We start from the raw sequence: 25,595 nt of genomic DNA on the forward strand, positions 1-25,595 counted from the left end.
AAGTCCCCTTTATTTCAATACCTTATTGGTGTTAAATAATCATTTTAAGATAAATTATTAGTACCTTAAAAAGGTTTAAGGTATTAATTATGAGTGGTTTGAAAAGGGTGGTGCTTTTAATGTTATTCATGTGTTTCTGTTCGCAAGGTTATTTGCATGGACAGACGTACCGATTGCCAGATGGTAAGAACGTCGCGAAAATCAAATTTGAGTTACTAAATAACTTGATTATAGTTCCGTTAGAAGTTAACGGAGTGGCACTTTCGTTTGTATTGGATTCTGGGGTGAACAAGCCTATTCTTTTTAATTTGGCTGATCAGGATTCTATCCAGTTGAATAATGTTTCTGAAGTGATTATAAATGGGCTTGGGGACGGCGAAGCTATCAACGCCTTGAGGTCTCATGGTAATAAATTTAGCTTAGGAGCTATAAAAAATCTGTCGCAAGAACTATATGTGGTGATAAATGCAGCGATTAATTTTTCACCAAGTTTAGGAATTCCCGTTCACGGTATTATAGGCTTCGATCTGTTTCGGGACTTTGTTGTGGAAATAAATTATAGTAAACAGTTCCTTAAATTGCATGACCCTAAAACATATCAATGCAAGAAAAGAGCAAAAAGAGAATCATTTGACATATCCTTGGTTCGCAATAAGGCTTATTTGAATGCTAAAGTAGGCTTGGAAAATGATAAAATGGTTGCTGTTAAAATGCTTTTGGATACAGGAAGCAGTGATGCTATTTGGCTTTTTGAGAACGACAGTATTGTGTTGCCTCGAAACCATTATGATGATTTTTTGGGAAAAGGGCTATCTGGTGATGTGTACGGGAAACGCACAAGGATATCTCATATTCAAATAGGTGATTTTATACTAAACAACGCACAAGCTTCTTTTCCAAATATGTCTGTTTTTGGGGCTATTTCGGATTTAGGAGATCGTAACGGCACTCTTGGAGGGGCTTTGTTGAAACGTTTTAATATCGTTTTTGATTATCAAAATAAAAAAATTTCATTAAAAAAGAATAGTAATTTTAAGTTGCCTTTTTATTATAATACGAGTGGTATAAACTTGCAACATGCAGGTGTGCGTTATGTCTCGGAACGTATTTTAAACAGTACAGAAAAGACAACGTACGGTAATGTGCAAATAATGTTAGCAGGAGCAACAAGATTAAGTTTGGTTCCTGAGATTATAGTTTCTGGGATTAGGGCTGGGAGTCCTGCGTATTCTTCAGGGTTAAAAGAGGGAGATGTGATTTTGGCGGTCAACGGAAAGCGGATACATAGATACAAGTTGCAAGAAATACTACAGATGCTCAATAAAGATAAAGACAAGAGAGTGAAAATTCTAGTAAGTAGGTCTAATCGGGATTTGCTCTTTAGTTTTATTTTAAAGGATTTATTTAATTAAAAAAAGACCCGATACATCGGGCCTTTTTTTAATTCTAATATGTTGTAATCTTATTTAGTGCCTGTTCCTTTAACTTCTCCTTTAATCTTTAGGACTTTTGTTGGCGTATCCGCGTTTGATATTACTGTAATTGCCTTTCTAATAGGGCCAACACGGTTGGTATCATATTTCACCTGAATCTCACCTGTTTTACCAGGCATAATTGGATCTTTGGGCTTTTTAGGAATTGTACATCCGCAGCTAGAGCGCACATCACTAATTATGAGTGGAGCCTTTCCTGTATTGGTGAATTCAAATACACGAATACCATCTGAACCTTTGGTGATTTCTCCATAGTCCACCGTTTCGGTTTTAAACTCTATCTTGGCCGCAACATCCTGTGCTGCAAGGCTAAAACCTAATAATCCTACAAATAAGAATAGTACTAGTTTTTTCATCGTTTTGAAATTTAAGGGAAAGTAAGGCTTATTCTTTTCAGAACAACCTCAAAATCCTTTTGTTATACTCTAACGTTACTTATTTTTGTTTCGTATTTATAATAGGGAAGAAAAAGGCTCGATTAGATGATTTAACATATCTTTTCGGCTTTGTTTTTTAATCCCATCAACTAACAAGACCAAAAACTGTTCCAATTATGGAAATTCCGTCTAAATATGACCCAAAAAGCGTAGAAGGCAAGTGGTACGATTACTGGATGAAAAATGAGTTTTTTCATTCCACACCAGATAATAGAGAGCCTTATACCATTGTAATTCCACCACCAAATGTTACAGGGATATTGCATATGGGGCATATGCTCAATAACACCATACAAGACGTTTTGATTCGAAGAGCACGTTTAATGGGAAAAAATGCTTGTTGGGTGCCTGGTATGGACCACGCTTCTATCGCTACAGAGGCAAAGGTGGTCGCCAAACTAAAGGCTGACGGTATCAATAAGGCCGATTTAAGTAGGGATGAGTTCTTAAAACATGCTTGGGACTGGACAGACGAATATGGTGGCGTGATTTTAGAGCAGCTTAAGAAGTTGGGTTGTTCATGTGATTGGGATCGTACAAAATTTACGATGGATGACGATATGTCAGCCTCCGTGATAAAGGTTTTTGTAAATCTTTTTGAAAAAGGACTTATTTACAGGGGTCACCGAATGGTAAATTGGGACCCTGAGGCAAAAACCACTTTATCAGACGAAGAGGTGATTTATGAAGAAAAACAAGGGTTGTTATACTATCTCGCATATCAAATCGAAGGTTCTGAAGAAAAAGTAACCATTGCCACCACCAGACCAGAAACAATTTTGGGTGATACTGCTATTTGTATCAATCCAAAGGATGACCGTTTTCATCACCTTAAAGGCAAGAAGGTGATTGTTCCTATCTGTGGGAGGGTCATCCCTATCATAGAAGATACATATGTAGATATGGAATTTGGAACGGGTTGTCTAAAAGTTACTCCTGCCCATGACATAAACGATAAGGCTTTAGGAGAAAAACATAAATTAGAAACCATAGATATTTTTAATGATGATGCAAGCCTCAATAGTTTTGGACTGCATTACCAAGGAAAGGATAGGTTTGTTGTTCGCAAGGAGATTTCCAAAGAACTAGAGAAAAAGGGTTTTATGGTAAAGACCGAAACGCATATTAATAAAGTTGGAACTTCCGAACGCACCAAAGCGGTTATTGAGCCTAAGTTGTCTGATCAGTGGTTTCTTAAAATGGAGGATTTAGCAAAACCCGCCTTAGAGGCTGTTATGAAGACCGGGGATGTAAAACTATACCCTAAAAAGTTTGAAAATACATATAGGCATTGGATGGAAAATGTACGCGATTGGAATATTTCCCGCCAGCTATGGTGGGGACAACAGATTCCTGCTTTTTACTATGGCGATGGCGAGAATGATTTTGTGGTTGCCGAAACAAAAGAAGAGGCTTTAATCAAAGCTCAGGCTGCTAGTTTAACTAATGGAGAGCAACGCACATTGACTTCAGAAAATTTAAGACAAGATGCAGATGTATTGGATACATGGTTTTCTTCTTGGTTATGGCCAATTAGTGTATTTGGCGGTATTCTGGAACCAGAAAATGAGGAGGTAAATTATTACTACCCTACCAATGACCTAGTTACTGGTCCGGATATTTTATTCTTTTGGGTTGCTCGGATGATTGTTGCTGGATACGAGTTTAGAGGGGAACGACCTTTTGAGAATGTCTATTTTACAGGATTGGTGCGCGACAAGCAGCGTAGAAAAATGTCTAAGTCGCTTGGAAATTCGCCCGATGCCCTAAAACTAATATCCGATTATGGTGCGGATGGTGTTCGTGTAGGATTGCTTTTAAGTTCTGCTGCAGGGAATGATTTAATGTTTGATGAGGATTTATGCCAACAGGGCAAAAACTTTGCTAACAAGATATGGAATGGTTTTCGACTTTTAGAGGGTTGGGAAGTGACCGATTTACCGCAGCCTGAAGCGTCAAAACTGGCATTGGAATGGTATGATTCTAAATTTAATGAAACCCTGTTAGAAATTGAAGATCATTTTAGTAAATACCGTATTTCAGATGCGCTTATGAGTATCTATAAGTTGGTTTGGGACGATTATAGTTCTTGGTTATTGGAAATTGTAAAACCAGCCTACCAACAGCCGATAGATAAAACAACTTTTGATGCTGTAATTCAATTGTTCGAGAAGAATTTGAAATTGCTTCATCCCTTTATGCCATTTTTAACGGAGGAAGTTTGGCAATACATTTCTAAACGAGATGCAACAGAGGCCTTGGTCGTTTCGCAATGGCCTAAAGCTGGTAATGTGGATATGTGCATCATCACTGAATTCCAATTTGCTTCGGAAGTTATTGCGGGAGTGCGTACCATCCGAAAGGAAAAGAACATCCCAATGAAAGAGGCTTTGGAACTTTCCTTATTGAATAAAGAAAAGATAGCGTCCAGATGGGATGTTATTATAGCAAAGCTCACCAATATTTCAGAAATTTCGTATGTGGATGCACCTCTAGATGGTGCTTTGACCTTTAGAGTAAAAAGTAACGAATATTTTGTTCCTATCTCAGGCGCTATAGATATTGTGGCAGAAATTCAAAAGATTACAGAGGAACTAGGGTACATAAAAGGATTCTTAATATCGGTACAAAAGAAGCTTTCCAATGAGCGCTTTGTAAACAAAGCACCTGAACAGGTGGTTGCCATAGAAAAGAAAAAAGCCGCAGATGCCGAAGCTAAAATTGAGACCTTGGAAAAGAGTTTGGCAAGTTTGAAATAAATAGATGTAATGAAGGTGAAAAAATGAGGTTGAGGTTAGTAGGTTTTAAAAAGTATACTTTTCTTTATTTAAGATTATTCTAGATAATGACAAAACAGCGGGAATTTTCTAATAAAATGAGAACCTACCATAGGTATTTAGGATTCTTTTTGGCTGGTATCATGGCTATGTATTCAATAAGCGGTATTGTTCTTATTTTTAGAGATACAGATTTTTTAAAGAAAGAAACACGCCACGAAAAAAAACTTGACCCGGGGCTAAATGCGGAAACGGTAGGAAAAGAAATTAAGATTAGAAAGCTTGAATTTCAGGCCTTGGATGGTGCCATCGCAACTTTTAATCAGGGTAGTTACAACTTGGAGACAGGTGAGGTAACTTATACGACCAAGGCCTTGCCTTTAGTGTTAGATAAAATGACGCATCTGCACAAAGCAAAATCTGCAGACCCGCTTTATGTATTAAATATATTCTTTGGCTTGGCATTATTGTTCTTCGTTCTTTCTTCGTTTTGGATGTTTTTGCCGGGTACTTCTATTTTTAAAAAAGGATTATATTTTTCTGCTGCAGGTATGGCGCTGGTTATTATTTTACTCTTGGTATAAGCTTGAATTTCATTCTTAGCTAATTTGAATCGAGATTCCTTTGTTGAATTTAGGAGGTTATTTTGTTGAACGCAGCATTTGCTATTTTACGCTAGCAGTTTTAGGTGTGATTGAAGTATTAGTGCCTTGTTCTTCTATTTCTGCACGTTTTAGGTGTTTGCTTAATGCGTAAAGTTCTTTACGTATTATAAAGAGTTTAAATTGATGTTACCTTGGTACGGTATGCACTTGGTTAGAGAGCTTGTTGTTAAAATATATATTACCTTCTCGATAAATTGTATAACTTATGGTACATATTAAAATAGAAGCGATGAAGAACTTATTTTTTTTAAGCGTATTATTTCTTGGTGTTTTAAGTAATGCCCAAGAAATGTCTGTAATCATACTACCAGAGGCAGTCCAAATAAGTACCGCAGTATTGCCTGTTCCTGAATCCGAGAAGGATGATGCTAAGGTGTATGGTTATAATAAACAAGGTGATTTCGTCTTATTAAGAGAGGGTAAGAATAATCTGATTTGTTTAGCAGATGATCCATCAAAAAAAGGGGTTAGCGTTTCCTGTTATTCAAAGAAATTGGAACCCTTTATGAAAAGAGGTAGAGAATTGAGTGAAGAAGGAAAGGATTTTAATGAAAAGCGGGAAATACGAGGTATGGAGGTTGCCAAAGGTTTACTAGAAATGCCAAAAGAACCAAGTATGACCTATATCTATTACGGAACCGATGAGGGCTATAACACAGAAACTGGAGAATTGACAGGTGGTCAGTTTAGGTATGTGATTTATACACCTTTTGCTACCACCGAATCTACTGGCCTTCCTGCTAAGCCACATGCCAAAGGAATGCCATGGCTTATGGATCCTGGAACTTTTAGGGCACATATTATGGTAGGGCCTTTCAATTAAAGGGTATCGTTTATGGAAACCTATGCAAAGGCATTGTTGTATGCTATTCCTTTTTTTATGTTGCTTTTGATTTTTGAGATGACCTATGGGTATATTGTGAAAAATCAGAAAAATAAACTTATAGATTCTATCTCCAGTATTAGTTCGGTTCTTACCAATATAATTAAGAACTCGATTGGGATTGGTTTGGTTTTAGTTTCCTACCTTTTCCTATTGGAATATTTGGCATTATTTGAGCTACAGAATACTTGGGTTATATGGCTGATTGCCTTTATAGCTATAGATTTTGCAGGTTATTGGAACCATAGACTTAGCCATAAGGTTAATATTTTTTGGAGCCAACATGTTATTCATCACAGTAGCGAGGAGTTTAATTTAGCCTGTGCTTTGCGGCATCTAATTTCTAATCTGTTTGGTTATTTTTCCTTTTTATTGTTTCCGGCTGCACTACTAGGGGTGCCTAACGAAGTAATAGCCGTTTTGGCCCCTGTTCATTTGTTTGCACAGTTTTGGTGCCATACCCAGCATGTCGGTAAAATGGGATGGTTGCAACATATTATTGTGACCCTTTCTGAACATAGGGTTCACCATGCTATAAACCCAGAGTATATTGATAAAAATTTGGGTCAGCTACTATGTATTTGGGATAGATGGTTTGGTAGGTTCCAAGAAGAGCTGGATGATGTCCCACCCCAATACGGAGTTTTAAAACCTGCGTAAACTTGGAATCCGGTTCATATTAATTTTCAGCACTTTTGGAGATTACTAAAAGACGCGTGGCGGACTAAAAGTTATTGGGATAAATTACGAATTTGGTTTAAGCCAACCGGCTGGAGACCAACAGATGTTGTCGCTAGATATCCTATTTCTGGTATTATAAAAGATGTATACTCCTTTAAGAAATACGAAACATCTACATCGGGGTTGTTTAATGTATATATAGTTTTTCAGTTGTTAAGTACAACATTCGTGTTACTGTTATTATTTTATAATTTTAGTGCAATGGATACTTTTGAACCCTTGGTATATGGAGGTTTTATCTTTTTAGGTATCTATGGCTACACCAATATTATGGATGGTGTTTCCTATGGTTTTTGGATAGAACTAACTAGAAGTGTCTTTGGGATGTTATTCCTGCTGCTTAGTGATAATTGGCTTGTAACAACAGAGTTAATAGCATGGGGAAGCGTAACTATTTTTCTGTATTTTTTATTTATACTTGCCGTAGTGCGCTATTTTAATTTCAGGAAACCTATAAAGACAAAAAGTCAACATACTTTTTAAAGCAATATAATGATAAGACCTTACATACTAGCGGAAACGAACTGGAAGCATTTAAAAGTTGAAAATTTTGATTTGGCGGTACTTCTTTGGGGAGCTACTGAAGTCCATAACTATCACTTGCCTTATGCTACTGATAATTTTCAAGCAGAAGCAGTGGCTATGGAGGCTGCGAAAATTGCTTGGGAGAAGGGAAGTAAAGTAGTGGTCCTGCCTACAATTTTGTTTGGGGGTGAATACGGGTTAAAAAGATATTTATTTGGATATAAACCTAAATCCTAGCACACAGTTGGCTATTTTAAAGGACATTGTTACCGTACTTAACTCACAAGGTATTTATAAGCTACTTATTTTTAATGGTCATGGTGGAAATAACTTTAAACCGTTGGTAAGAGAGTTAGGGTTGCAATTTCCTAACATGTTCATTAGTTTTTGCTTTTTTCCTCAGATGTTCGATAAGATAGTATTTTTTAAGGAAGAGGGAGACCATGCAGATGTAATGGAAACTAGTTTAATGCTGTATCTAAAATCTGATTTGATTCTTTCTAAAATGTAGTGGGGTAGTGGAGGTGCTAAAAAGTTTAAAATAAAAGCATTCTCAGAAGGATGGGTGTGGGCAGAACGACAGTGGTCTAAAGTCAGTAAAGATACTTGAATAGGTAATCCTGAATTCGCATCGGCAGAAAAAGGGGAACGTTTTTTTAATGCTATTTGCAATAAGGCGGCTTCACTATTTATAGAACTTTGTAATGCCGACACTGATAATTTATATGAATAATGAGGACTTATTTTAATTCGGAGTTCACGAGATTTATATATGATTTCATAGCTTCTTCACCGTTCATATTTTTAGCCTGTATTAAAGCATTTGCCTTAAAGGCGTTTATTAATGGGGTTTTGCTACCCGGGTTATCAAAATTTTCGTTGGCGATTTTGTAGTACGCGTATAGTTTTAGAAGCACATCAGCTGGTATGGGAGTGCTATAGGCATTTACAAATGCCACCGCAGTTTTAAAATTAGTATGTAGCTTTTTCTTTTTCATTCGGATTCACAAAAGTGGCAATACAGGTATGGGCTCCCTTTACTTTTTGGTTTAAGGAAACGTTAATCTTGCAATCTAAAGGTAGGTAAAGGTCTACCCGGGAACCAAACTTAATAAACCCGGAGTCATCTCCTTGTTGTGCGCTTTCTCCTTTTTCGGCATAGTTAATAATACGGCGCGCCAATGCACCTGCAACTTGGCGGAACAGGATATCGCCAAACTTTGGCGTTCGAACTACTACCGAAGTCCTTTCGTTTTCTTCACTAGATTTAGGATGCCATGCAACGAGGTATTTTCCAGGATGGTATTTAGAATATTTGATAGTACCGCTAGCAGGATATCGCGTAACATGTACATTGATTGGGGACATAAAAATAGACACCTGTTTGCGCATTTCGTTAAAGTATTCAGTCTCCATAACCTCTTCTATGACCACAACTTTTCCGTCAACAGGAGAAAGGATTTCGTCAAAATTTTTATTCGCCCTTCTTTTAGGGTTTCTAAAGAATTGGAGAATAAGTATCAATACCACTAGTAAAAACAACTGAACAAACCACTTAAGCCAGATTATATCAATAAAAAAATGAGCTAAAAGCACTCCTATTCCAACGATGAAAAAGGTTGTCAAAATAATGGATTGACCCTCTCTATGAAACATAACTAAATAAATTTAAGGTTAAATAGGTAAATGGAGCTGCAAAAACCAAACTATCTAGTCGGTCCAGCATTCCCCCATGACCAGGTAAAATAGCACCGCTATCCTTAACGCCTGCGGCTCTTTTTAGTTTCGATTCTATAAGGTCTCCAAGGCTTCCTGCTACAACGATGACACAAGCAAGTAACATCCATTGCCAAGGTGTTATCAATTTTTCTTGGGTTCCCATAATATATGCTGCAAATAGGGCAAATATAAAACCTCCAACTGTTCCTTCAATTGTTTTTTTTGGGGATACTGCAGGAAAAAGTTTGGTCCTACCTATACTTTTACCTACCAGATAGGCAAAGGAATCATTGACCCATATCAATATAAAGATTCCCATGATTAGGAGTTTTGCAAATGCATCGTTCTTATAGGGTATCATCGTCAAAAATATGCAGCCTCCACCTATGTAAAAAAGTCCTACAATGAATTTTTGAAAAGTATTGAACGTCTTTTGTTTTTTAGAAAAAAGATAAAAAAGAAGGTAAATGTCAACAGTAATCGTGATTAACATCAATAAGTTAATTAATCTTTGATCATTCACTAAATATATAAAAGCCCACCATAGCCCTAAATATGCAGCAAAGATGTGATAGCCTTTAAGGTTTACTAGCTTTTTATACTCATAGAGACAGGCTAGTCCAAAAGTCATAAAGAGAAAATCAAAAGCGTCTGAATTTAAAAAAACAGCAGACAAGAGCAAGATTATATATACTGCTCCTGTTAATGACCTACGTAAAATTTCGCTCATACTATAAATCTTCCAAAAGTAAAAGATACAGATTTTTAGTGCTACTGCCGTACGTTAGGAAATCATCAGAGTTTTCTTCGGTTGCTTTAAAGTGTTTTAATGTGGTAATATTCGCAGGTATTTTAGGACCATATTTTTTCTTTATGGTCTTTAAACCTTCTCCTATAGATTCTACTAATTGGCTAGTTGTAGCAAAAACTACAACGTTGCTAGGTAGTTCATTTACCTTTCTTTCATTAAGTTGATTTGAGCAAACTAAAATACTTCCATTCTGCGCTATAAGATGCTCACAGGTCGTAAAAAAGACGTCACTATTTTTTAACTTATCCGTGAAAATTATATTTTCTTTTTCAAATTTAGATGCTAATCTATTGTCCATCACAAAAAATGGATGCTCCTGCCAACTATTTTCAGCTACAATATTTTTAATTGCAAACGATACTTCTTTTAAGGAAATACAATAAAGAAATTTACCACCATTCTTTTTAAAATGGATGGTAAATTTTTCGTCTACCGGAAGATTCAAATCGGGCATATGTTGGCCGCGCGTTTCAGCAGTTTCTTTCGAAAGCCTTTTTTTGCCACCACCAAATAAAATATCTAAGAGCCCCATTTAATCCTTTAAAATACTGTGCGTGTATATTTTAAGCTATTAATCTTCCTATGCTTCCTTTGCTTTTTCTTCCTTTGCTTTTTCTTCCTCTGCTTTGTCTTCCTTTGCTTTTTCTTCCTCTGCTTTGTCTTCCTTTGCTTTGTCTTCCTTTGCTTTGTCTTCTTTCGCTTTTTCTTTTTTATCCTCCCTAGCTTTTTCTACTCTGGCCAAATCTTCAACATTTCTCTCTTTTTCCGCTAAAATATCTTTTTCAAAGGGTCTTTTGCCAAATATTTTTTCTAAATCTTCTTTAAAGATAACTTCTTTTTCTAATAGCCTTTCTGCTAAGGTAGTGAGTTTGTCTTTATTAGCGGTTAGTACTTTTATGGCACGTTGGTATTGTTCTTCTATGATTTTCGAAATCTCTTCGTCAATAGTCTTAGCCGTTTCTTCACTGTACGGTTTTGAAAATCCGTAAGAGTCCTGACCTGAGGAATCATAATACGTAATATTACCTATTTTATCGTTTAAACCATAAATGGTAACCATAGCTCTAGCTTGTTTGGTTACTTTTTCTAGGTCGCTTAGTGCCCCAGTAGAAATTTTATTAAAAATCACCTTTTCCGCTGCACGACCACCCATAGTAGCGCACATTTCATCCAACATCTGTTCAGGTCTTACAATTAAACGCTCTTCTGGAAGATACCATGCAGCACCTAAGGACTGACCTCTTGGTACAATAGTAACCTTCACTAATGGTGATGCGTGTTCTAACATCCAACTGGTTGTCGCATGACCCGCTTCATGATAGGCGATGGTTTCTTTTTCGCCTGGTGTAATAATTTTATTTTTCTTCTCAAGTCCTCCAACAATTCTATCAACAGCATCTAAAAAATCTTGTTTTTTTACTGCTTTTTGTTCTTTTCTTGCTGCAATTAATGCCGCTTCATTACAAACATTGGCAATATCAGCGCCTGAGAACCCTGGTGTTTGTCTGGCTAAGAAATCCAAATCAAGTGTTTCTGCTGTTTTGATAGGCCTTAAATGTACTTCAAAAATTTCCTTCCGTTCTCTTATATCCGGTAAATCCACATAAATCTGTCTATCAAATCTTCCTGCTCGCATTAAAGCTTTATCTAGAACATCCGCACGGTTTGTGGCTGCTAGTACAATAACGTTAGTATTGGTTCCGAAACCATCCATCTCGGTCAATAATTGGTTCAACGTGTTTTCTCTTTCATCATTAGAACCGGTAAAGTTATTTTTACCTCTAGCTCTTCCTATTGCATCTATTTCATCTATAAAAATAATGGCTGGAGATTTGTCTTTTGCTTGTTTAAAAAGATCTCGAACTCTTGATGCACCTACACCCACGAACATTTCAACAAAATCTGATCCTGACAGCGAGAAGAATGGAACTTTTGCCTCTCCGGCTACTGCTTTTGCCAAAAGAGTCTTACCTGTTCCAGGGGGTCCTACCAATAATGCTCCTTTTGGTATTTTTCCACCAAGTGAAGTGTATTTGTCTGGATTTCTTAAAAAATCTACAATTTCCTCTACCTCTTCTTTTGCACCTTCTAGACCGGCTACATCTTTAAAAGATGTTCTCGTATCCGTTTTTTCATCAAAAAGTTTTGCCTTTGACTTGCCAATATTAAAGATTTGACCTCCTGCCCCACCGGCACCACCGCCAGACATTCGTCGCATGAGATAAATCCAAATACCGATGATTAAAACAAATGGCAATAACGATAAAAGAAAATCCAACATAGCAGTAGATTCCTTACCAAATTCCACAATTGTATCTAAGTTGTTTTCTTTCTTAATTTCGGTAATTTCATTCTGAAATATCTGAAGGTCTCCATAGTCTAATGTATATTGAGGAATCTGACCTGCTGATGGTAAAAAGGGTTTTTCAGTAACGTTTTTATGTACTTCTTTGGTAAGGGCCTCGTTTGTAAGGAATACTTTTGCCTGATTCGTATTGGTAATAATAAGTATTTTTTCTATATCACCGTTACGCAAGTATTCCTGTAATTCGGAAGTAGTAGTCTTTTCGGTGCTAGCAAGATTATCACTGTTCAAAAATTGAAAACCAATTAGTAATACTGCTACCAAACCGTATATCCACCACGTACTGAATTTAGGTTTTTTTGGATTCGTACTATTTTCTTTAGCCATTTTATTTTTTTAATTATTAATGCTACTTTCTATTGTTGTAAACTTCGCGTCGCCCCAAAGGCCTTCTATGTCGTAGAACTCCCGAATCTGTTTCTGGAATACATGAACTACGACGTTAATATAATCTAACAGTACCCATTCGGCATTGGCTTCGCCCTCTATGTGCCAAGGTTTGTCTTGTATTGCTTTGCTAACTATTTTTTGGATAGAACCCACGATTGCATTTACATGCGTGTTAGAGGTACCGTTGCATACAATAAAGTAGTCACAAACAGTGTTTTCGATATCTCTAAGGTCAAGTAAATTTATGTGTTGTCCTTTTACCTCCTCTATTCCTTGTAAAATTAATGCAATTAACTCATCCGCATTATTTTTCCTATTCTGCATTCAAAATTTTATTTTTACAAAGTTATTATTTTTTTGTTCTTTTAGCCCTAGTTTTTAACAATACATTATAGATTGATAAAAGCAAAGAGAAATGAAAGAGAAATGAAAATAATCAAACTTAGTGCCACGGAGTCTACAAACGACTACTTAAAGGAGCTCATGACCCTAAAAAGTCCACCCAACTTTACGGTTGTTACAACACACACACAAACTAAGGGTAGGGGGCAAGTAAGTGCTTCGTGGGAATCTGAACCGGGTAAAAACTTGACTTTTAGTGTTTTAAAGCGGCATGATACTTTGTATTTGGATAATCATTTTTTGATTAGTATGTGCGTGTCCTGTGCGGTTTATGAAGTGCTCTTGAACCTCGGTTTGCCTCGACTTCGGGTAAAATGGCCTAACGACATTCTGTCAGGAACATCTAAGATATGTGGCATATTGATAGAAAATAGTATTGCCGGCCAAGAGATTAAAACTTCTGTAATCGGAATTGGCTTAAACGTGAATCAGGTTCTGTTTTCAAATCAAGCTAAAGCATCATCTTTGAAATTGCTATTAGGTAGAGAAATAAATTTAGATAATTTGTTGCAAGCCTTACTCGATACCCTCCAACGGTATTTGAACGATATACGTTTATCGACATGGGATAGTATATTAAGTCAATACGAAAATATACTTTTTAAGAAAAATAGTACAGCAACCTTCCAAGAACCTCATGGCCCGTTATTTAACGGTATCATCAGAGGAATCACAAAAGAGGGCAAACTAAAAGTCTCCTTGCAAGACGAAAGTGTTAAGGAGTATAGTTTAAAAGAAATTAAGCTACATTATTAGATGTTCGCTAAATTAGTGGATAGTGTGTTCATGAAGTTTGTAATAGGATTTTTTATCATCATGGCCATCATGGCGTTGAATTCTCCAGAAAAACTTAACAATACCTCACTCTGGTTTTCGTTTATCGCAGTAATATCTGCAGTAAGTATAAAGGGTAGTTTTTCACTGGCTGCGCCTAGCACTAACTTATTCGGTGGCGTTTGTTCCTTTTTCTCTAAAACAATTTCAGGCATTCCTTTTAAAGCGAAAAGAAATCTATTTTCGCTAAGTACTTCAAATTTATCAATATTGTCTGGCATCAGTTGTTCAAAATTGGCCAGTTCATTTAAAAATTCAAAAGTCTCTTTATCACTTTTAGATACAGTAGTCTTGGGTGTTTCTATAAACATATCTTTATTCTTGTAACCATTTTGAAGGTGCTACCCTCCATTCCTTTAATGTTCTCAGTTGCTCTTCTTTAATGTAGCCCGTTTCAGAAGCTTGCTCTATTAGATATTCGTAGCTACTTAGGGTATTCAGTTTTAGCTGTTTTTCTTTAAAATTAAGTGTTGCGGTCTCAAATCCATAGGTAAAAACAGCCAGCATTCCCTCAACCTTGGCTCCCTCTTGCCGTAATGCATCCACAGCATTAAGACTGCTTTTGCCCGTACTTATTAAGTCTTCTATGACTACGACGGTCTGGTTTTTTTCCAGATGACCTTCCACTTGATTCTTTCTTCCATGTGATTTTGGTTCGGGCCTTACATAAATAAAAGGTAACCCAAGTACGTCCGCCACCAATGCGCCAATACCAATTGCTCCTGTGGCCACGCCGGCAATAACATCAGGTTTACCATAAGACACCTCCACTTGCCTTGCCATTTCGTCCTTTATAAAATTTCGTATCGGAGGATAGGATAACAGGATTCTATTATCGCAATAAATAGGCGATTTCCAACCAGAAGCCCATGTAAAAGGATTTTCCGGTTTCAATTTAATTGCATTAATTTGCAACAGAAGCGCTGCTGTTTTTTTTGCGGTATTCTTGTCTAAAACCATAACGCAAATGTATAAAGTTTTTGTTAATGAACTGCCCTTGATTTTAACAAATAAGCTATCGGAAATGGCTAATGGTGAGTATTTCCCATTGAACAAAGAGGCTATACACGGTGCTATAAAGGCTTTAAAGAAAAAAAAACTAACTGAGGCGTACATTTATCATCCCAATCATGAGGAAATTCTTAAGAAATTTACAAAAGAAATTCCTCTAATCGTTGCCGCAGGCGGAGTTGTCACCAACAATGAGGGTAAGGTATTGTTTATTTATAGAAACGATAAGTGGGATTTGCCAAAGGGAAAACTCGATAAGGGAGAATCTGTTGAACACTGCGCTATCCGTGAGGTTATGGAGGAAACGGGAGTAGAGGGATTGCGCATAGAAAACTTTTTAAAAACAACCTATCACATTTTTAATCATAACGGGATACCTACATTAAAGCAGGTACACTGGTATGCGATGAAAACCGAATACAATGGTAAACTGAAGCCTGAAAAAAAGGAAGGTATTGAAAAAGTGAAGTGGAAGGGCCCGAATAAAATTAAAAAAGCACTTCAAAATTCCTATGCCAATATTAAAATTTTATTCGAGGGGGATTAGTTTAAGCTATTATTTAGATTTAAGTATTCGAAATACGGGTTACTGCATGTGAGCCTTCTCGTAATGTTGGGAGCCCTTGAATAACCAATTCAGTTGCGCATACCAATTCTTCGAAAATTCCTTTTCACCCTGTTTTTTGGTATTAAATTCATTTCTAAGAACGGAGTTGTTTTGTAACAATGCTAAACTAGTATTCTCAAATACAAATGGCGAACAACCCTCTTTCTGTCGTAAGATAGTGTCAAAGAAATTCCAGTTAAAAAAGAGTCCACGGCCCTTAGCTCAAGCGTTTCCAAGAGGTATCTAAAACCTGGTTGGTTCGTTGGAACTAAGATATTTCCCGCATACACTTTTTGTTGGCTTATGGTAGTGTTGGTTTGCGTATTGTAATGTAAATAATGACCTTCATAAGGAGTGTTCACAGTTTCGTAACTATCTATTTTATAAAATTCTACATAAATTATAGTATCTTTTTTAAACGGTTTGAAATCGATTTTGTTCAAACAAAGTAAATCTATTCCTTATGTCCACTGCTTTCCAATTATATAAGCTTCTGGTATTTGAACAGAATCTGAGGGAATAAAATAATCTTGATACACTACCTTCTTGGTGAAGGATATATTGCGATTGTACTGGAGCCTATTAAAACCAGTTATTTCGCTTGTAGTGGTTTCTGGTTTATATCCTTTGAAATTAAGGTTGGAGCTTCTTGTCGTATCTACTTGCCAGGCTATGGGATAGTACTTCCACGTTAAATGTCTTTCTAGAGCATTTTTTCTGAGTACGGCAATACGCTCTCCGTCTTTTTCTGCAATGCTGATTATCTTTTTCATCAACATATAGGTGCCTTCTGCACGGTCTTTATATGGTTTTAGCATGTGTGTTTCTGCCATCATTCCAAGGGTATTCCAAAAGGTTGTGTAGCCGGTAGAGTATCTTGGATAATCCATAAATTACTTAAACCCTCTTGCTGGTTTGCGATTAAATACATTTAAATAGGGCGTTATGTACCAATTGGCAGTTGCAAGTGAATCTTGTAACGCTGTCATAAGAGCCTCATGAATGTAGCTACCTAGTTCGCCTCCCAGTGTATTGTGCCGGGTAAATAAATGCGTAGGCGTTTATTGATAATGAGCTCCATTGCTTACATGGTTGTTTATAAATAGGTCTGGTTGTGCCAAATGATAGATTTCCGCAAAGGTTCTCACATTCTTAGTATCACACTTTATAAAATCTCTATTCAAGTCATAATTCCGTACATTTCCCCTAAAACCATAAGATTCTGGTCCATTTTGATTTGCCTTTCTGGCCTTATTTCTGTTCAAGGAGCCACCAATATTGTAAATAGGTATGGTTACTAGAACGGTATCTTTTGGCGAATTTATTTTCTCACTTGCTAGGCCTCTGTAAAGTAGCATGGTAGCATCAATACCATCGCTTTCGCCTGGGTGAATACCATTATTTATAAGAATTATGGTCTTGTCTTTTTGGATATTTTTAAAATTGAAATCACCATCCGTATTATAGGTTACAATGTGTAATGGTTTATGGCTATCGGTGCTTCCTATGGTCTGTATATTAATCCCAGGGAATTCTTTTACTAGTTTTATATAGAAGGCTATTACTAGTTGATACGTAGTTGTTTACATACCCTTGGAGGTTTCAAAAGGTGTTAAGATTCTATGGACTATTTTCAGTTTGGTTGTCACATGAGAAAACAGATAATAATCAGTAGTATAAGTAGTTGAATGGGTAAGGTTTTTATGTTCGCTCGTTCAATACATATCAAGGGTAAAAATACTTTAAAAACTGAATACCGGCAGTTTACTATGCTATTTTCGTAATATCATCCATCTTTTGTTTTTTTATAGGTTTGTTGTTAAAAGTGATGATGTGATGGGTTCTATTCTTAAAAAATTCCCACTGCGTTAAGTCATACGGGTCTATAGAAGAGGTGACTATGTTTACCTTCACTTTTGTTTTTATGGGTAAAGTGATAAATTCTGTTAAGAATTGCCAACCGTCCATAATGGGCATATTTATATCTAGGAAAATAATTTCAGGGAGAGGCTTGTTTTTTGTGATGCTATGCTTGATATTTTCCAAAGCTAGGTTTCCATTATTATAAGATTCTACCACCTTACATTCCACCGTAGAATTCAACATTTTCTTAATGCCGAATACCATAATAGGGTCATCATCTACTATACTGATGAAATTAATTTTTCTCATTTAAAGAATACTTTAAATTTTGTTCCTTCGCCAAGCTTACTTTCTACTTCAATCTTACCACGCATGGCTTCCACTTGGTTTTTGGTGATGTACAAACCCATGCCTCTAGAATCTTTATTGGTATGAAAGGTCTTATACATTCCAAATAGCTTGCTGCCATATTTTTCCAAATCTATGCCTAGTCCATTATCCTCTATATTTAAAAGGGTATACTCTCCTTTTTTTTCTGTATTAAATTTAAGTATCGGTTCCCTATCTGGGTGTTTGTACTTTACCCCATTGGTTATAAAATTCATTAGGATACTATCCAAGTAGGCCGGTACTATTTGAATGTGTATGTCTTTAGAAACATCGTTGATGATGTTTAATTTATTAGTAGCTATTAAATTAGATAAATTTTCTTGAATGCTTGCTATTTTACTTCTGAGGTTTACACTCTCTTTTTTAGCCTGAGTATTGGTGCTAAGGGTTACTACTTCATTAAGATTTTCCAAGGTTTTTAATAAATTATTCGACGCTTGGGTAAGCATGTCTACTATTTTGTCTTTTTCTTTTTCATTTTTTTCATTGACCAAAAAGTCCAGAAGCATAGAAAAGTTTGCGCTATGAGATCTGAGGTTGTGCGAAACAATATGTGCAAAATTTATGAGCTTTTTGTTCTGTAAGGAAGTTACGTTGATTAGGCTTCTTAGTTCTTGCTCTTTTTGTTTTAAGTTGGTAATATCCAAGCTAATACCAACAAGACCTGTTGCACAACCGTTTTCATCCAGTAGCGGAATTTTTGAACTTAAAAAAGCGGTTTCCGTACCATCGTTTTTAATACTAATGCTTTCCTGGCCTAGGATTGGTTTTAAAGTTTCCATCACCTTTAAATCTTCGTCTCTTGATAGTTTTGCCGTTTCAAAAGGATACAGGTCAAAATCTGTTTTGTCTAACAGTTCATTAGCATCTGTTACTCCCAGATACTCGCATTCTGATTTATTTACCAGTATTTTTTTAGAATCCCTATCCTTTATAAAAACATTTAAAGGTAAATTATCAATTAAAGTTTTAAGGAGTTTGGCGTCCCCCTTTGTTTTAGTTTCCGAGAGAACCTGCTCATTTATGTCTTGAAAGGTCCCCATTACCCTAGCAATTTTTCCTTTTTCAAATATGGGTTTCCCAGCTGCCATTATCCATTTTTCGTTTCCTTTGGCTGTGATAATCTGTAGTTTTAGACTCCATGGTATACCTTTGTCGGTAGCTTCAAAAACAGCCATGGAGATAGTATTTCTGCTATGGCCTTCCTTGTAATACTGAATTGCAGTATCTATAGTTGGCTCGTAATCTAGAGGTACTTCGTGTATTGTTTTGGTCATAGGACACCAACTAACAGTGCTATTCTGCAAGTCATATTCCCAAACACCTATTTTAGAAAGTTCGGATTGCTGCTTCAATAATATGTTGGCTTTTTCCAACGCCATATCGCTTTCTATGGCAGAGCTGACATCATTAATTTGAATAATTGCACCTATAATGTTTTCTTCAGAATCGTACCAAGTAGCGTTGGACCACTCATGGAATTTCTCATTACCTGATAGATCTTTAAAACCTTGAATGCCCATGTAGTTGGATGTTCCTTTTAGGCATTCTATTAAAACGTCTTTCCATTTTAGATTTAGTTGTGGGAAAAGGGTAAACAAGGATTGCCCCACAAAATTTATCCTGTTGTCGCAGAATAAAGATGTTAACTTATCAGATGCATAAACTATATTAAGCTTCATATCTACAAATAGCGTAGCTGTTGGTAGTTGTTTTACCAAAAAAGAAGTTGATATAGTTTTTTTTTCCTTCAGCATTATGTTGTATTTTCTTACAATATTATTCGGATTTTTCAATATTGTAAATTTTTGTTGTGAACTATCTGATAGTTGTGGTAACTACCCGTGTTACCTTCTTTTTTGTTAGCTATTTCATTAAAAATATGTATTCGATTGCCTTAGTGCTTTTGCTAATTTCTTCTTTGATTACTTGTGGTTTCTGTTTCCGAAAATAGTGTTGAGACCTTATACTATATCACTTAAGCAACTAAATTCCAGTTAAACCAAGCTAATTCCAATGAAATCGATATTTTCAGCCATTTATCTCAAAGTTGTTTACTAATATGCTGTTTATATGCAACTGAAAATATTGTATCCTTAAAAATTAAACACAGATATTTTCCTACAGAAATATACAGATAAAAATAACAAAGTATAAGAATTAAAATTAGTTAGAAGATATAGTGTTTAATAAAATAAAAGTAGTGGAGTAGAATTATTTTGATACTCTTACAGAATCTGGCACCAAACCGGTATAATCACCACCGTTACGTATCACATCTCTAACAATCGAGGAGCTAATGTAGGATTTTCCTGATGAAGTTAATAAAAAAACAGTCTCTATTTCTGATAACTTACGATTGGTATGGGCAATGGCTTTTTCAAATTCAAAGTCCCCTGGGTTTCGCAGTCCTCTCAAAATGTAAGCGGCGTCCACTTTCTTGCAGAAATCAACGGTAAGACCTTCATAGGTGAGCACCTTTATCTGTTTTTGGTCTTTGAATGCTTCCGAAATAAAACGCATTCGTTCTTCCAGAGAAAACATATACTTTTTATCTGCATTTTTACCAATAGCGATGATGAGCTCATCGAACACTGTAATTCCCCGCATTATAATATCATAATGCCCTAAGGTTAATGGGTCAAAAGATCCTGGGAAAATAGCACGTTTCATAAGCGATTGTATTATGATTAAAGATAAGTAATTTTAGCGCGATGCCTCATTGATAGCGTTTTCAAAAAGCATGGATAAATCAAGACCTGCCGCTTGAGCTTGTTGCGGTAAAATACTTTCTGCTGTTAGGCCGGGTGAAGTGTTCAATTCCAATAAAAAAGGTTCCTCGCCGATAAAGATGAACTCACTTCGAGAAAACCCTGTCATTTTTAGCACATCGTAGATATTTTTTGCCACATAAGTCACTTTTTCTTCCTGTACTTTTGATATTCGGGCCGGTGTAATTTCCTGGGATTTTCCTTCGTACTTGGCCTCGTAATCAAAAAAGTCATTTTCGGTTACGATTTCTGTAATTGGTAATACGGTTGTTTCTCCCTTATATTTCAGTACACCTACAGATACTTCTGTGCCTTCTAAGAATTCTTCTATAATAATTTCATCATCTTCCTTATAGGCTACTTCAATGGCATTTTTTAATTCCTCCTTTTTGTAGACTTTGGTTATACCATAGCTGCTTCCAGACTTATTGGCCTTTACAAAACAGGGTAGCTTTACTTTTTCTATAATAGTATCCTCGTTAACAGCATCTCCTTTATTCAAGTAAAAGGACGCTGCAGATTTTATTCCATACGGTTTTAGAACACTTAATAAATCTCTTTTATTAAAGGTGAGTGCGGCTTGGTAAAAGCCACAAGATGTTTGTGGAATGTTTAACAGTTCAAAATACGCATGCATTAACCCGTCTTCTCCCGGGGTACCATGAATGGCGTTAAACACACAATCAAAATGTATTTTCTCCCCGTCTTGAAGTATCGAGAAGTCACCCCGATTTACTGGAAACTCACTAGTGTTGTCGTCTATGTAAACCCATTTATCTTTAAAAATATGAATGCGAAACAAATCAAACTTCGCTTTATTCAAATATGAATACACTACGTTCCCGCTCTTTAAAGAAATTTTGTATTCACTGGAATAGCCTCCCATGACAATAGCTATCTTCTTTTTCATTTTAAAAACTAAAGAGATTAATACATGTACAAAGATGTACTATTCCGAAGAAAGAAAAAAGGGCTAAGATGATCAAAGCTGGGTAATTGGGTTTTGTGGGGTGGTAAGAAGAAATAAAATGGAATCATTTTAGTACACACGCATTTATTATCTTTGTCTCATTAATAAATGGCATGAGAAATTTTTTCAATTTTTTAAAAAGTAAATCTTTTTTGATTCAGTTGGGTCTGGCCCTGGTCTTAATCGTTGTTTTGGTTTTTGTTACCCTGTCTTGGTTAAAAGGTTTAACCAATCATGGTGAGTTTGTAGAAGTTCCTGATTTTTCAAAGCAATCAGTAATGGACATGCGCAAATCGGTAGAGGACGCTGGCCTTAGATACGAGGTGTTAGATTCTGCTAATTACAATGCAGATTATCCTAGATTCTCAATAATAGAACAAAATCCCGCTGCTGGGACCAAAGTCAAAACGAATCGAAAAATATACTTAACGGTTAACCCTTCTGGTTATAAAAAGGTGACTGTGCCCAATATAAAGCAGGTAACTAAACGAAATGCGACTTCTATGCTAAAAGCTGTCGGTTTAGATGTGCAGCGTGTAACCTATATAGATGAGTTAGGTAAGGACATGGTATACGAAATTAAGTATAAGGGAAAATATGTAAAACCAGGCGATAAGCTACCTAAGACTTCTAAAGTAGAGCTCATCTGCGGGAACGGTTCCATTACCAGTAGAGCTATAATTAAGGCAGATTCCGAATAAATATGCAAGTGAATACAGATCAGGAACCGGAAGACAATGAACTTTTTGAACACCACCGGGTAATAGCCTCAAAGGGTCAAGAACCGTTGCGGGTAGATAAATTTCTTATGAATTTTATCGAAAATGCAACACGTAACAAAATACAGCAAGCAGCTAAAAACGGCCATGTCTGGGTGAATGGTACCACTGTGAAATCGAACTATAAGGTTAAGGCAGACGATGAGATACGGGTTATGTTTGAACATCCGCCGCACGAATTTTTATTGGTCGCGGAAGATATACCATTAGATATTGTCTATGAGGACGATGTACTGCTTGTAGTCAACAAACCAGCAGGAATGGTAGTGCATCCCGGTCACGGGAATTACTCAGGTACCCTAATAAATGCGCTTATACATCACACGGATAATCTGCCGGCTAACAGCAATGAACGCCCTGGTCTGGTGCATAGAATAGATAAGGATACGTCCGGACTCTTGGTTGTTGCAAAGACCGAAGCGGCCATGACCCATTTGTCCAAACAGTTTTTTGATAAAACATCGGAGCGTGAGTATGTTGCTTTGGCCTGGGGGAATATGGAAGATGATGCCGGTACCGTAACAGGTAATGTAGGTAGGCATCCGAAGAATAGACTTCAAATGACCGTTTTTCCTGAAGGGGAAGACGGGAAAGAAGCGGTTACTCATTATAAAGTGATAGAGCGATTAGGGTATGTTACTTTAATTTCCTGCAAATTGGAAACAGGGAGGACACATCAAATACGGGTACATATGAAATACATCGGGCATACTTTGTTCAATGATGAACGTTATGGTGGTGAGCGTATCCTCAAAGGAACTACATTTACCAAATACAAACAGTTTGTAGATAATGCGTTTAAGGTCTTACCAAGACAGGCCTTACATGCCAAAACTTTGGGATTTGTACATCCGGTAACTGGAAAAGCAATGCGTTTTGATTCAGAAATTCCTGAGGATATGCACCAATGTATTGAAAAATGGCGTAGTTATAGCCACAGCAGTACGCAAGCATAGGTTAGGACAATAGTAGTATCAAAACTCTTTTCCTATAGATATAGGTAATGTCTTCATTCCTTTTTATTTTTATAATCTGATTAAAAAACGATGCTATGAAGATTGTAATATCCCCTGCGAAGTCCTTGGATTATGAAACAACTTTGCCTACTACAAAATACACAGAGCCATTATTTGTAGCGTCTGCAAAGAAATTGAATACGGTACTTGTAAAGAAAAAACCAGAGGATTTATCCAACCTTATGTCTATCTCGGATAATCTAGCACAATTAAACTGGGAGCGTAACCAAAATTTTAGTGTACCGTTTACCAAGGAGAATGCCAGGCCAGCAGTTTATGCATTTAACGGAGATGTGTACCGAGGATTGGATGCTTACACAATAGGGGAGGATAAGCTTGACAAACTTCAAGGTACCTTACGAATTATTTCCGGTCTTTATGGCGTGCTTAGGCCTTTGGATCTTATGCAGCCTTACCGACTGGAAATGGGAACTTCCTTAGTTGTTGGTAAAACTAAAAACTTGTATGAGTTTTGGAAAAAAAGTATCACAGAGCATCTAAATTCTGAACTAGAGGAAAACGAGTTGTTCGTTAACTTGGCCAGTAACGAATATTTTAGCGCGGTAGATAAAAAAACTTTAAAAGTACCGGTAATATCTCCAATTTTTAAGGATTGGAAAAACGACAAACTAAAGATAATTAGCTTTTACGCAAAAAAAGCAAGAGGTTCTATGGTGCGCTACATCATAGATTCAGATGCACAGACCTTGGATGATATCAGAGGTTTTAATTTGGATGAGTATCAGTTCAGCAAAGAGCATACCTTGAAAGATAACGAACCGGTCTTTATTCGGTAAAATATTCTTTTGGTATTACCGTTATATACCTAGTAAGAACGGTAATAAAGAATAGGTATGAAAAGGTATTTTTTTCTAATAATTTTGGCAGTGGGTGTTTTAGTAGCTTGTACCGATAGGGACGATGACGTGACTATGGTAAACATACGAATCCAAAATAGTACCGAGACTTTTTTTTCCGAAGTTCGTGTGGTAGGCAAGGATACCGTTTATAGGGCTATTGCAACAGGGGAATATTCCAAATATTTGGAGTATGCAGCAGCATTTCAAGAAATCGCCCTGACAGTAGTAGCAGATTCTACTACCTTGACCTACAATCCTGAATCAGTTTTTACAGATTCTTTACCAATAGGATTTTACACCTATGAATTGACACTGGATGAGGCCAATGAGCTCGATTTGAATTTTAAAATAGACTAAGCCTTACTTCTTTTTACCCACCTTTATTTTTTCCTCTACTGTGGGACGTTTTTTAATCTTCCTTGGTCTTCTGGCTCCATAGCTATTATTAGATATTTTTCCTTTTTTTGATTTTTTATCTCCCTTACCCATAAGTACTTATAATTTAGAAGTTACACTACATTTCTTATCGTTTCAATTAAAGTTAATAAATTAGATTTTAAATTAAGTACCAGCGCTTTTTTAATTGTACTTGTCAATATCCCAATTGTTTGTTTTCACATCGCCATCCGTACGAACCTTTTTTATTTGAAGAAGCTACAAAACTTATAGTAGGCACGTTACCACCGCCTAGATTTACGCAAGGCGATTTAAAAGAGGGCGATGTTCACTTTAGTTATGGGAGTAGAGACGGACAGCTTTGGCCTATTTTAGACCGAATCTTTGACTTAAACCTAAAGTTTGAGACCACAGAAGAGGCTATCTTAGAACGTAAGGGATTCTTAAAAAGTAGAAATATTGGTATTTGTGATATTGTTGCATCTGCGGAACGGGAAAAAATAGACGCTTCGGACCTGGGAATGCAGAACATACAATTGCGAAATGTACTGGGTTATTTAGCTAGGTATAGGAATGTAGACACCCTACTATTTACGGGTGGTAACAGCAAAAACGGACCTGAATATTTCTTTAGAAAACATTTAAAGAAAAATAAGGTAGCTTTTGAAGTGGTCTCCAATGTAGTTCCCCGTATCCATACCTTTGTGCATCCAAAGACAGGAGATAACATACAAACAGTTTCCTTAACGGCTCCTTCAGGAGCTGCAAATAGGGCTGTTGGTAGGCTTGATTTCTATAAGCAAATGAAAGCCGAGAATCCTGAGTTTAATACCTTGGATTTTAGGGTAATGCAGTATCAGCAATATTTTTAGATATAACCTAAAACCCGT

General features: G+C 36.4%; 32 protein-coding genes. 15 read left to right on the plus strand and 17 right to left on the minus strand.

Going from position 1 to position 25,595, the window contains the following annotated elements; genetic code table 11:
- Positions 1–89: 89 nt before the first annotated feature.
- Positions 90–1,412, plus strand: coding sequence for an aspartyl protease family protein (locus Q360_RS0114510; protein WP_036196071.1), 1,323 nt, complete (start codon positions 90–92; stop codon positions 1,410–1,412).
- A 50-nt stretch (positions 1,413–1,462) separates the two neighbouring features.
- Here the strand turns inward: Q360_RS0114510 and Q360_RS0114515 are convergent, their stop codons facing one another.
- Positions 1,463–1,849, minus strand: a complete 387-nt coding sequence (locus Q360_RS0114515) for a DUF1573 domain-containing protein (RefSeq protein ID WP_027077730.1) — start codon at positions 1,847–1,849, stop codon at positions 1,463–1,465.
- A 197-nt stretch (positions 1,850–2,046) separates the two neighbouring features.
- Between Q360_RS0114515 and Q360_RS0114520 the strand changes: the two genes are divergently transcribed.
- From Q360_RS0114520 to Q360_RS27010, 7 genes are all read left to right on the plus strand, one after another.
- Positions 2,047–4,689 (plus strand): valine--tRNA ligase, encoded by a 2,643-nt coding sequence (locus Q360_RS0114520; protein WP_027077731.1) that lies wholly within the window; start codon positions 2,047–2,049, stop codon positions 4,687–4,689.
- Positions 4,690–4,805: 116 nt separating this feature from the next.
- Positions 4,806–5,291 carry a PepSY domain-containing protein gene (locus Q360_RS0114525; RefSeq protein WP_245603271.1) on the plus strand — a complete coding sequence of 162 codons (486 nt, stop codon included), beginning with the start codon at positions 4,806–4,808 and terminating at the stop codon, positions 5,289–5,291.
- Between the two features lie 310 nt (positions 5,292–5,601).
- Positions 5,602–6,195 carry a hypothetical protein gene (locus tag Q360_RS0114530; protein ID WP_027077733.1) on the plus strand — a complete coding sequence of 198 codons (594 nt, stop codon included), beginning with the start codon at positions 5,602–5,604 and terminating at the stop codon, positions 6,193–6,195.
- A 12-nt stretch (positions 6,196–6,207) separates the two neighbouring features.
- A complete protein-coding gene (locus tag Q360_RS27250) occupies positions 6,208–6,915 on the plus strand; it encodes a sterol desaturase family protein (RefSeq protein ID WP_316931533.1) in 708 nt (235 codons plus the stop codon).
- 282 nt (positions 6,916–7,197) lie between these two features.
- Positions 7,198–7,479 (plus strand): hypothetical protein, encoded by a 282-nt coding sequence (locus Q360_RS27255; RefSeq protein ID WP_316931534.1) that lies wholly within the window; start codon positions 7,198–7,200, stop codon positions 7,477–7,479.
- 9 nt (positions 7,480–7,488) lie between these two features.
- A complete protein-coding gene (locus tag Q360_RS27005) occupies positions 7,489–7,758 on the plus strand; it encodes a creatininase family protein (RefSeq protein WP_262493229.1) in 270 nt (89 codons plus the stop codon).
- The gene (locus Q360_RS27010; protein WP_262493230.1) at positions 7,736–8,032 is read left to right on the plus strand and encodes a creatininase family protein; all 297 of its coding nucleotides are present in this window, start codon (positions 7,736–7,738) and stop codon (positions 8,030–8,032) included. The genes Q360_RS27005 and Q360_RS27010 overlap by 23 nt, the downstream gene beginning before the upstream one ends.
- A 229-nt stretch (positions 8,033–8,261) precedes the next feature.
- Here Q360_RS27010 and Q360_RS0114545 read toward each other — a convergent pair whose 3' ends face one another.
- From Q360_RS0114545 to rsfS, 6 genes are read right to left on the minus strand one after another with little or no spacing between them, the layout of a single operon-like run.
- Entirely contained in the window at positions 8,262–8,519 is a 258-nt protein-coding gene (locus tag Q360_RS0114545; protein WP_027077734.1) for an acyl-CoA-binding protein, read from the minus strand.
- Entirely contained in the window at positions 8,494–9,177 is a 684-nt protein-coding gene (locus Q360_RS0114550) for a phosphatidylserine decarboxylase family protein (RefSeq protein ID WP_027077735.1), read from the minus strand. Before Q360_RS0114550 ends, Q360_RS0114545 begins: the two co-directional genes overlap by 26 nt.
- On the minus strand, positions 9,167–9,970 hold the full coding sequence (locus tag Q360_RS0114555) for a phosphatidate cytidylyltransferase (RefSeq protein WP_027077736.1): 804 nt from the start codon (positions 9,968–9,970) through the stop codon (positions 9,167–9,169). Before Q360_RS0114555 ends, Q360_RS0114550 begins: the two co-directional genes overlap by 11 nt.
- 1 nt (position 9,971) lies before the next feature.
- Positions 9,972–10,583, minus strand: coding sequence for an LUD domain-containing protein (locus Q360_RS0114560; RefSeq protein WP_027077737.1), 612 nt, complete (start codon positions 10,581–10,583; stop codon positions 9,972–9,974).
- A gap of 48 nt (positions 10,584–10,631) precedes the next feature.
- Positions 10,632–12,743: an ATP-dependent zinc metalloprotease FtsH gene (ftsH, locus tag Q360_RS23470; protein ID WP_084273461.1), complete on the minus strand. Its 2,112-nt coding sequence runs from the start codon at positions 12,741–12,743 to the stop codon at positions 10,632–10,634.
- Between the two features lie 9 nt (positions 12,744–12,752).
- Positions 12,753–13,130, minus strand: coding sequence for a ribosome silencing factor (rsfS, locus tag Q360_RS0114570; RefSeq protein ID WP_027077738.1), 378 nt, complete (start codon positions 13,128–13,130; stop codon positions 12,753–12,755).
- A 102-nt stretch (positions 13,131–13,232) separates the two neighbouring features.
- Between rsfS and Q360_RS0114575 the strand changes: the two genes are divergently transcribed.
- Entirely contained in the window at positions 13,233–13,964 is a 732-nt protein-coding gene (locus Q360_RS0114575) for a biotin--[acetyl-CoA-carboxylase] ligase (protein WP_027077739.1), read from the plus strand.
- Here Q360_RS0114575 and Q360_RS0114580 read toward each other — a convergent pair.
- Together Q360_RS0114580 and pyrE are read right to left on the minus strand one after the other, a co-directional pair.
- The gene (locus Q360_RS0114580; protein WP_027077740.1) at positions 13,961–14,353 is read right to left on the minus strand and encodes a hypothetical protein; all 393 of its coding nucleotides are present in this window, start codon (positions 14,351–14,353) and stop codon (positions 13,961–13,963) included. The two genes, Q360_RS0114575 and Q360_RS0114580, sit on opposite strands and share 4 nt — an antisense overlap.
- A gap of 4 nt (positions 14,354–14,357) precedes the next feature.
- Positions 14,358–15,002: an orotate phosphoribosyltransferase gene (gene pyrE / locus Q360_RS0114585; RefSeq protein ID WP_027077741.1), complete on the minus strand. Its 645-nt coding sequence runs from the start codon at positions 15,000–15,002 to the stop codon at positions 14,358–14,360.
- A 7-nt stretch (positions 15,003–15,009) separates the two neighbouring features.
- Here pyrE and Q360_RS0114590 point away from each other — a divergent pair, with 7 nt between their 5' ends.
- Positions 15,010–15,600, plus strand: coding sequence for an NUDIX hydrolase (locus Q360_RS0114590; RefSeq protein ID WP_027077742.1), 591 nt, complete (start codon positions 15,010–15,012; stop codon positions 15,598–15,600).
- Between the two features lie 182 nt (positions 15,601–15,782).
- Here Q360_RS0114590 and Q360_RS26740 read toward each other — a convergent pair whose 3' ends face one another.
- The 7 genes from Q360_RS26740 to Q360_RS0114625 all read right to left on the minus strand — a co-directional run bounded on the left by Q360_RS26740 (position 15,783) and on the right by Q360_RS0114625 (position 21,594).
- Entirely contained in the window at positions 15,783–16,103 is a 321-nt protein-coding gene (locus Q360_RS26740) for a hypothetical protein (protein ID WP_027077743.1), read from the minus strand.
- 18 nt (positions 16,104–16,121) lie between these two features.
- Positions 16,122–16,550, minus strand: a complete 429-nt coding sequence (locus tag Q360_RS26745) for a hypothetical protein (protein WP_027077744.1) — start codon at positions 16,548–16,550, stop codon at positions 16,122–16,124.
- A 171-nt stretch (positions 16,551–16,721) separates the two neighbouring features.
- On the minus strand, positions 16,722–17,018 hold the full coding sequence (locus Q360_RS26750) for a M14 family metallopeptidase (protein ID WP_027077745.1): 297 nt from the start codon (positions 17,016–17,018) through the stop codon (positions 16,722–16,724).
- Positions 17,019–17,427: 409 nt separating this feature from the next.
- Positions 17,428–17,832, minus strand: a complete 405-nt coding sequence (locus Q360_RS0114610) for a response regulator transcription factor (protein ID WP_027077746.1) — start codon at positions 17,830–17,832, stop codon at positions 17,428–17,430.
- Positions 17,829–19,670 carry a PAS domain-containing protein gene (locus Q360_RS24795; RefSeq protein ID WP_084273463.1) on the minus strand — a complete coding sequence of 614 codons (1,842 nt, stop codon included), beginning with the start codon at positions 19,668–19,670 and terminating at the stop codon, positions 17,829–17,831. The genes Q360_RS0114610 and Q360_RS24795 overlap by 4 nt, the downstream gene beginning before the upstream one ends.
- Positions 19,671–20,127: 457 nt before the next feature.
- Positions 20,128–20,586, minus strand: coding sequence for a pantetheine-phosphate adenylyltransferase (gene coaD / locus Q360_RS0114620; protein ID WP_027077748.1), 459 nt, complete (start codon positions 20,584–20,586; stop codon positions 20,128–20,130).
- Between the two features lie 33 nt (positions 20,587–20,619).
- Positions 20,620–21,594 (minus strand): D-alanine--D-alanine ligase, encoded by a 975-nt coding sequence (locus Q360_RS0114625; protein ID WP_027077749.1) that lies wholly within the window; start codon positions 21,592–21,594, stop codon positions 20,620–20,622.
- Between the two features lie 173 nt (positions 21,595–21,767).
- On the opposite strand from Q360_RS0114625, the gene Q360_RS0114630 reads away from it, so the two are divergent.
- The 4 genes from Q360_RS0114630 (at position 21,768) to Q360_RS0114645 (ending at position 24,666) form a co-directional block, all read left to right on the plus strand.
- Complete coding sequence (locus Q360_RS0114630) at positions 21,768–22,355, plus strand: PASTA domain-containing protein (protein ID WP_027077750.1); 588 nt, start codon at positions 21,768–21,770, stop codon at positions 22,353–22,355.
- A gap of 2 nt (positions 22,356–22,357) precedes the next feature.
- A complete protein-coding gene (locus tag Q360_RS0114635) occupies positions 22,358–23,389 on the plus strand; it encodes an RluA family pseudouridine synthase (protein ID WP_036196074.1) in 1,032 nt (343 codons plus the stop codon).
- 95 nt (positions 23,390–23,484) lie between these two features.
- A complete protein-coding gene (gene yaaA, locus Q360_RS0114640) occupies positions 23,485–24,246 on the plus strand; it encodes a peroxide stress protein YaaA (protein ID WP_027077752.1) in 762 nt (253 codons plus the stop codon).
- A gap of 57 nt (positions 24,247–24,303) precedes the next feature.
- The gene (locus tag Q360_RS0114645) at positions 24,304–24,666 is read left to right on the plus strand and encodes a hypothetical protein (protein WP_027077753.1); all 363 of its coding nucleotides are present in this window, start codon (positions 24,304–24,306) and stop codon (positions 24,664–24,666) included.
- 3 nt (positions 24,667–24,669) lie between these two features.
- Here the strand turns inward: Q360_RS0114645 and Q360_RS25355 are convergent, their stop codons facing one another.
- Positions 24,670–24,798: a 30S ribosomal protein THX gene (locus Q360_RS25355; protein ID WP_084273462.1), complete on the minus strand. Its 129-nt coding sequence runs from the start codon at positions 24,796–24,798 to the stop codon at positions 24,670–24,672.
- A gap of 119 nt (positions 24,799–24,917) precedes the next feature.
- Between Q360_RS25355 and Q360_RS0114655 the strand changes: the two genes are divergently transcribed.
- Positions 24,918–25,577, plus strand: a complete 660-nt coding sequence (locus Q360_RS0114655; RefSeq protein WP_027077754.1) for a uracil-DNA glycosylase family protein — start codon at positions 24,918–24,920, stop codon at positions 25,575–25,577.
- The last annotated feature ends 18 nt before the right edge of the window (positions 25,578–25,595 follow it).

The sequence above is a fragment of the Maribacter antarcticus DSM 21422 genome (genome assembly GCF_000621125.1).
In the GTDB taxonomy this organism is placed as follows: domain Bacteria; phylum Bacteroidota; class Bacteroidia; order Flavobacteriales; family Flavobacteriaceae; genus Maribacter; species Maribacter antarcticus.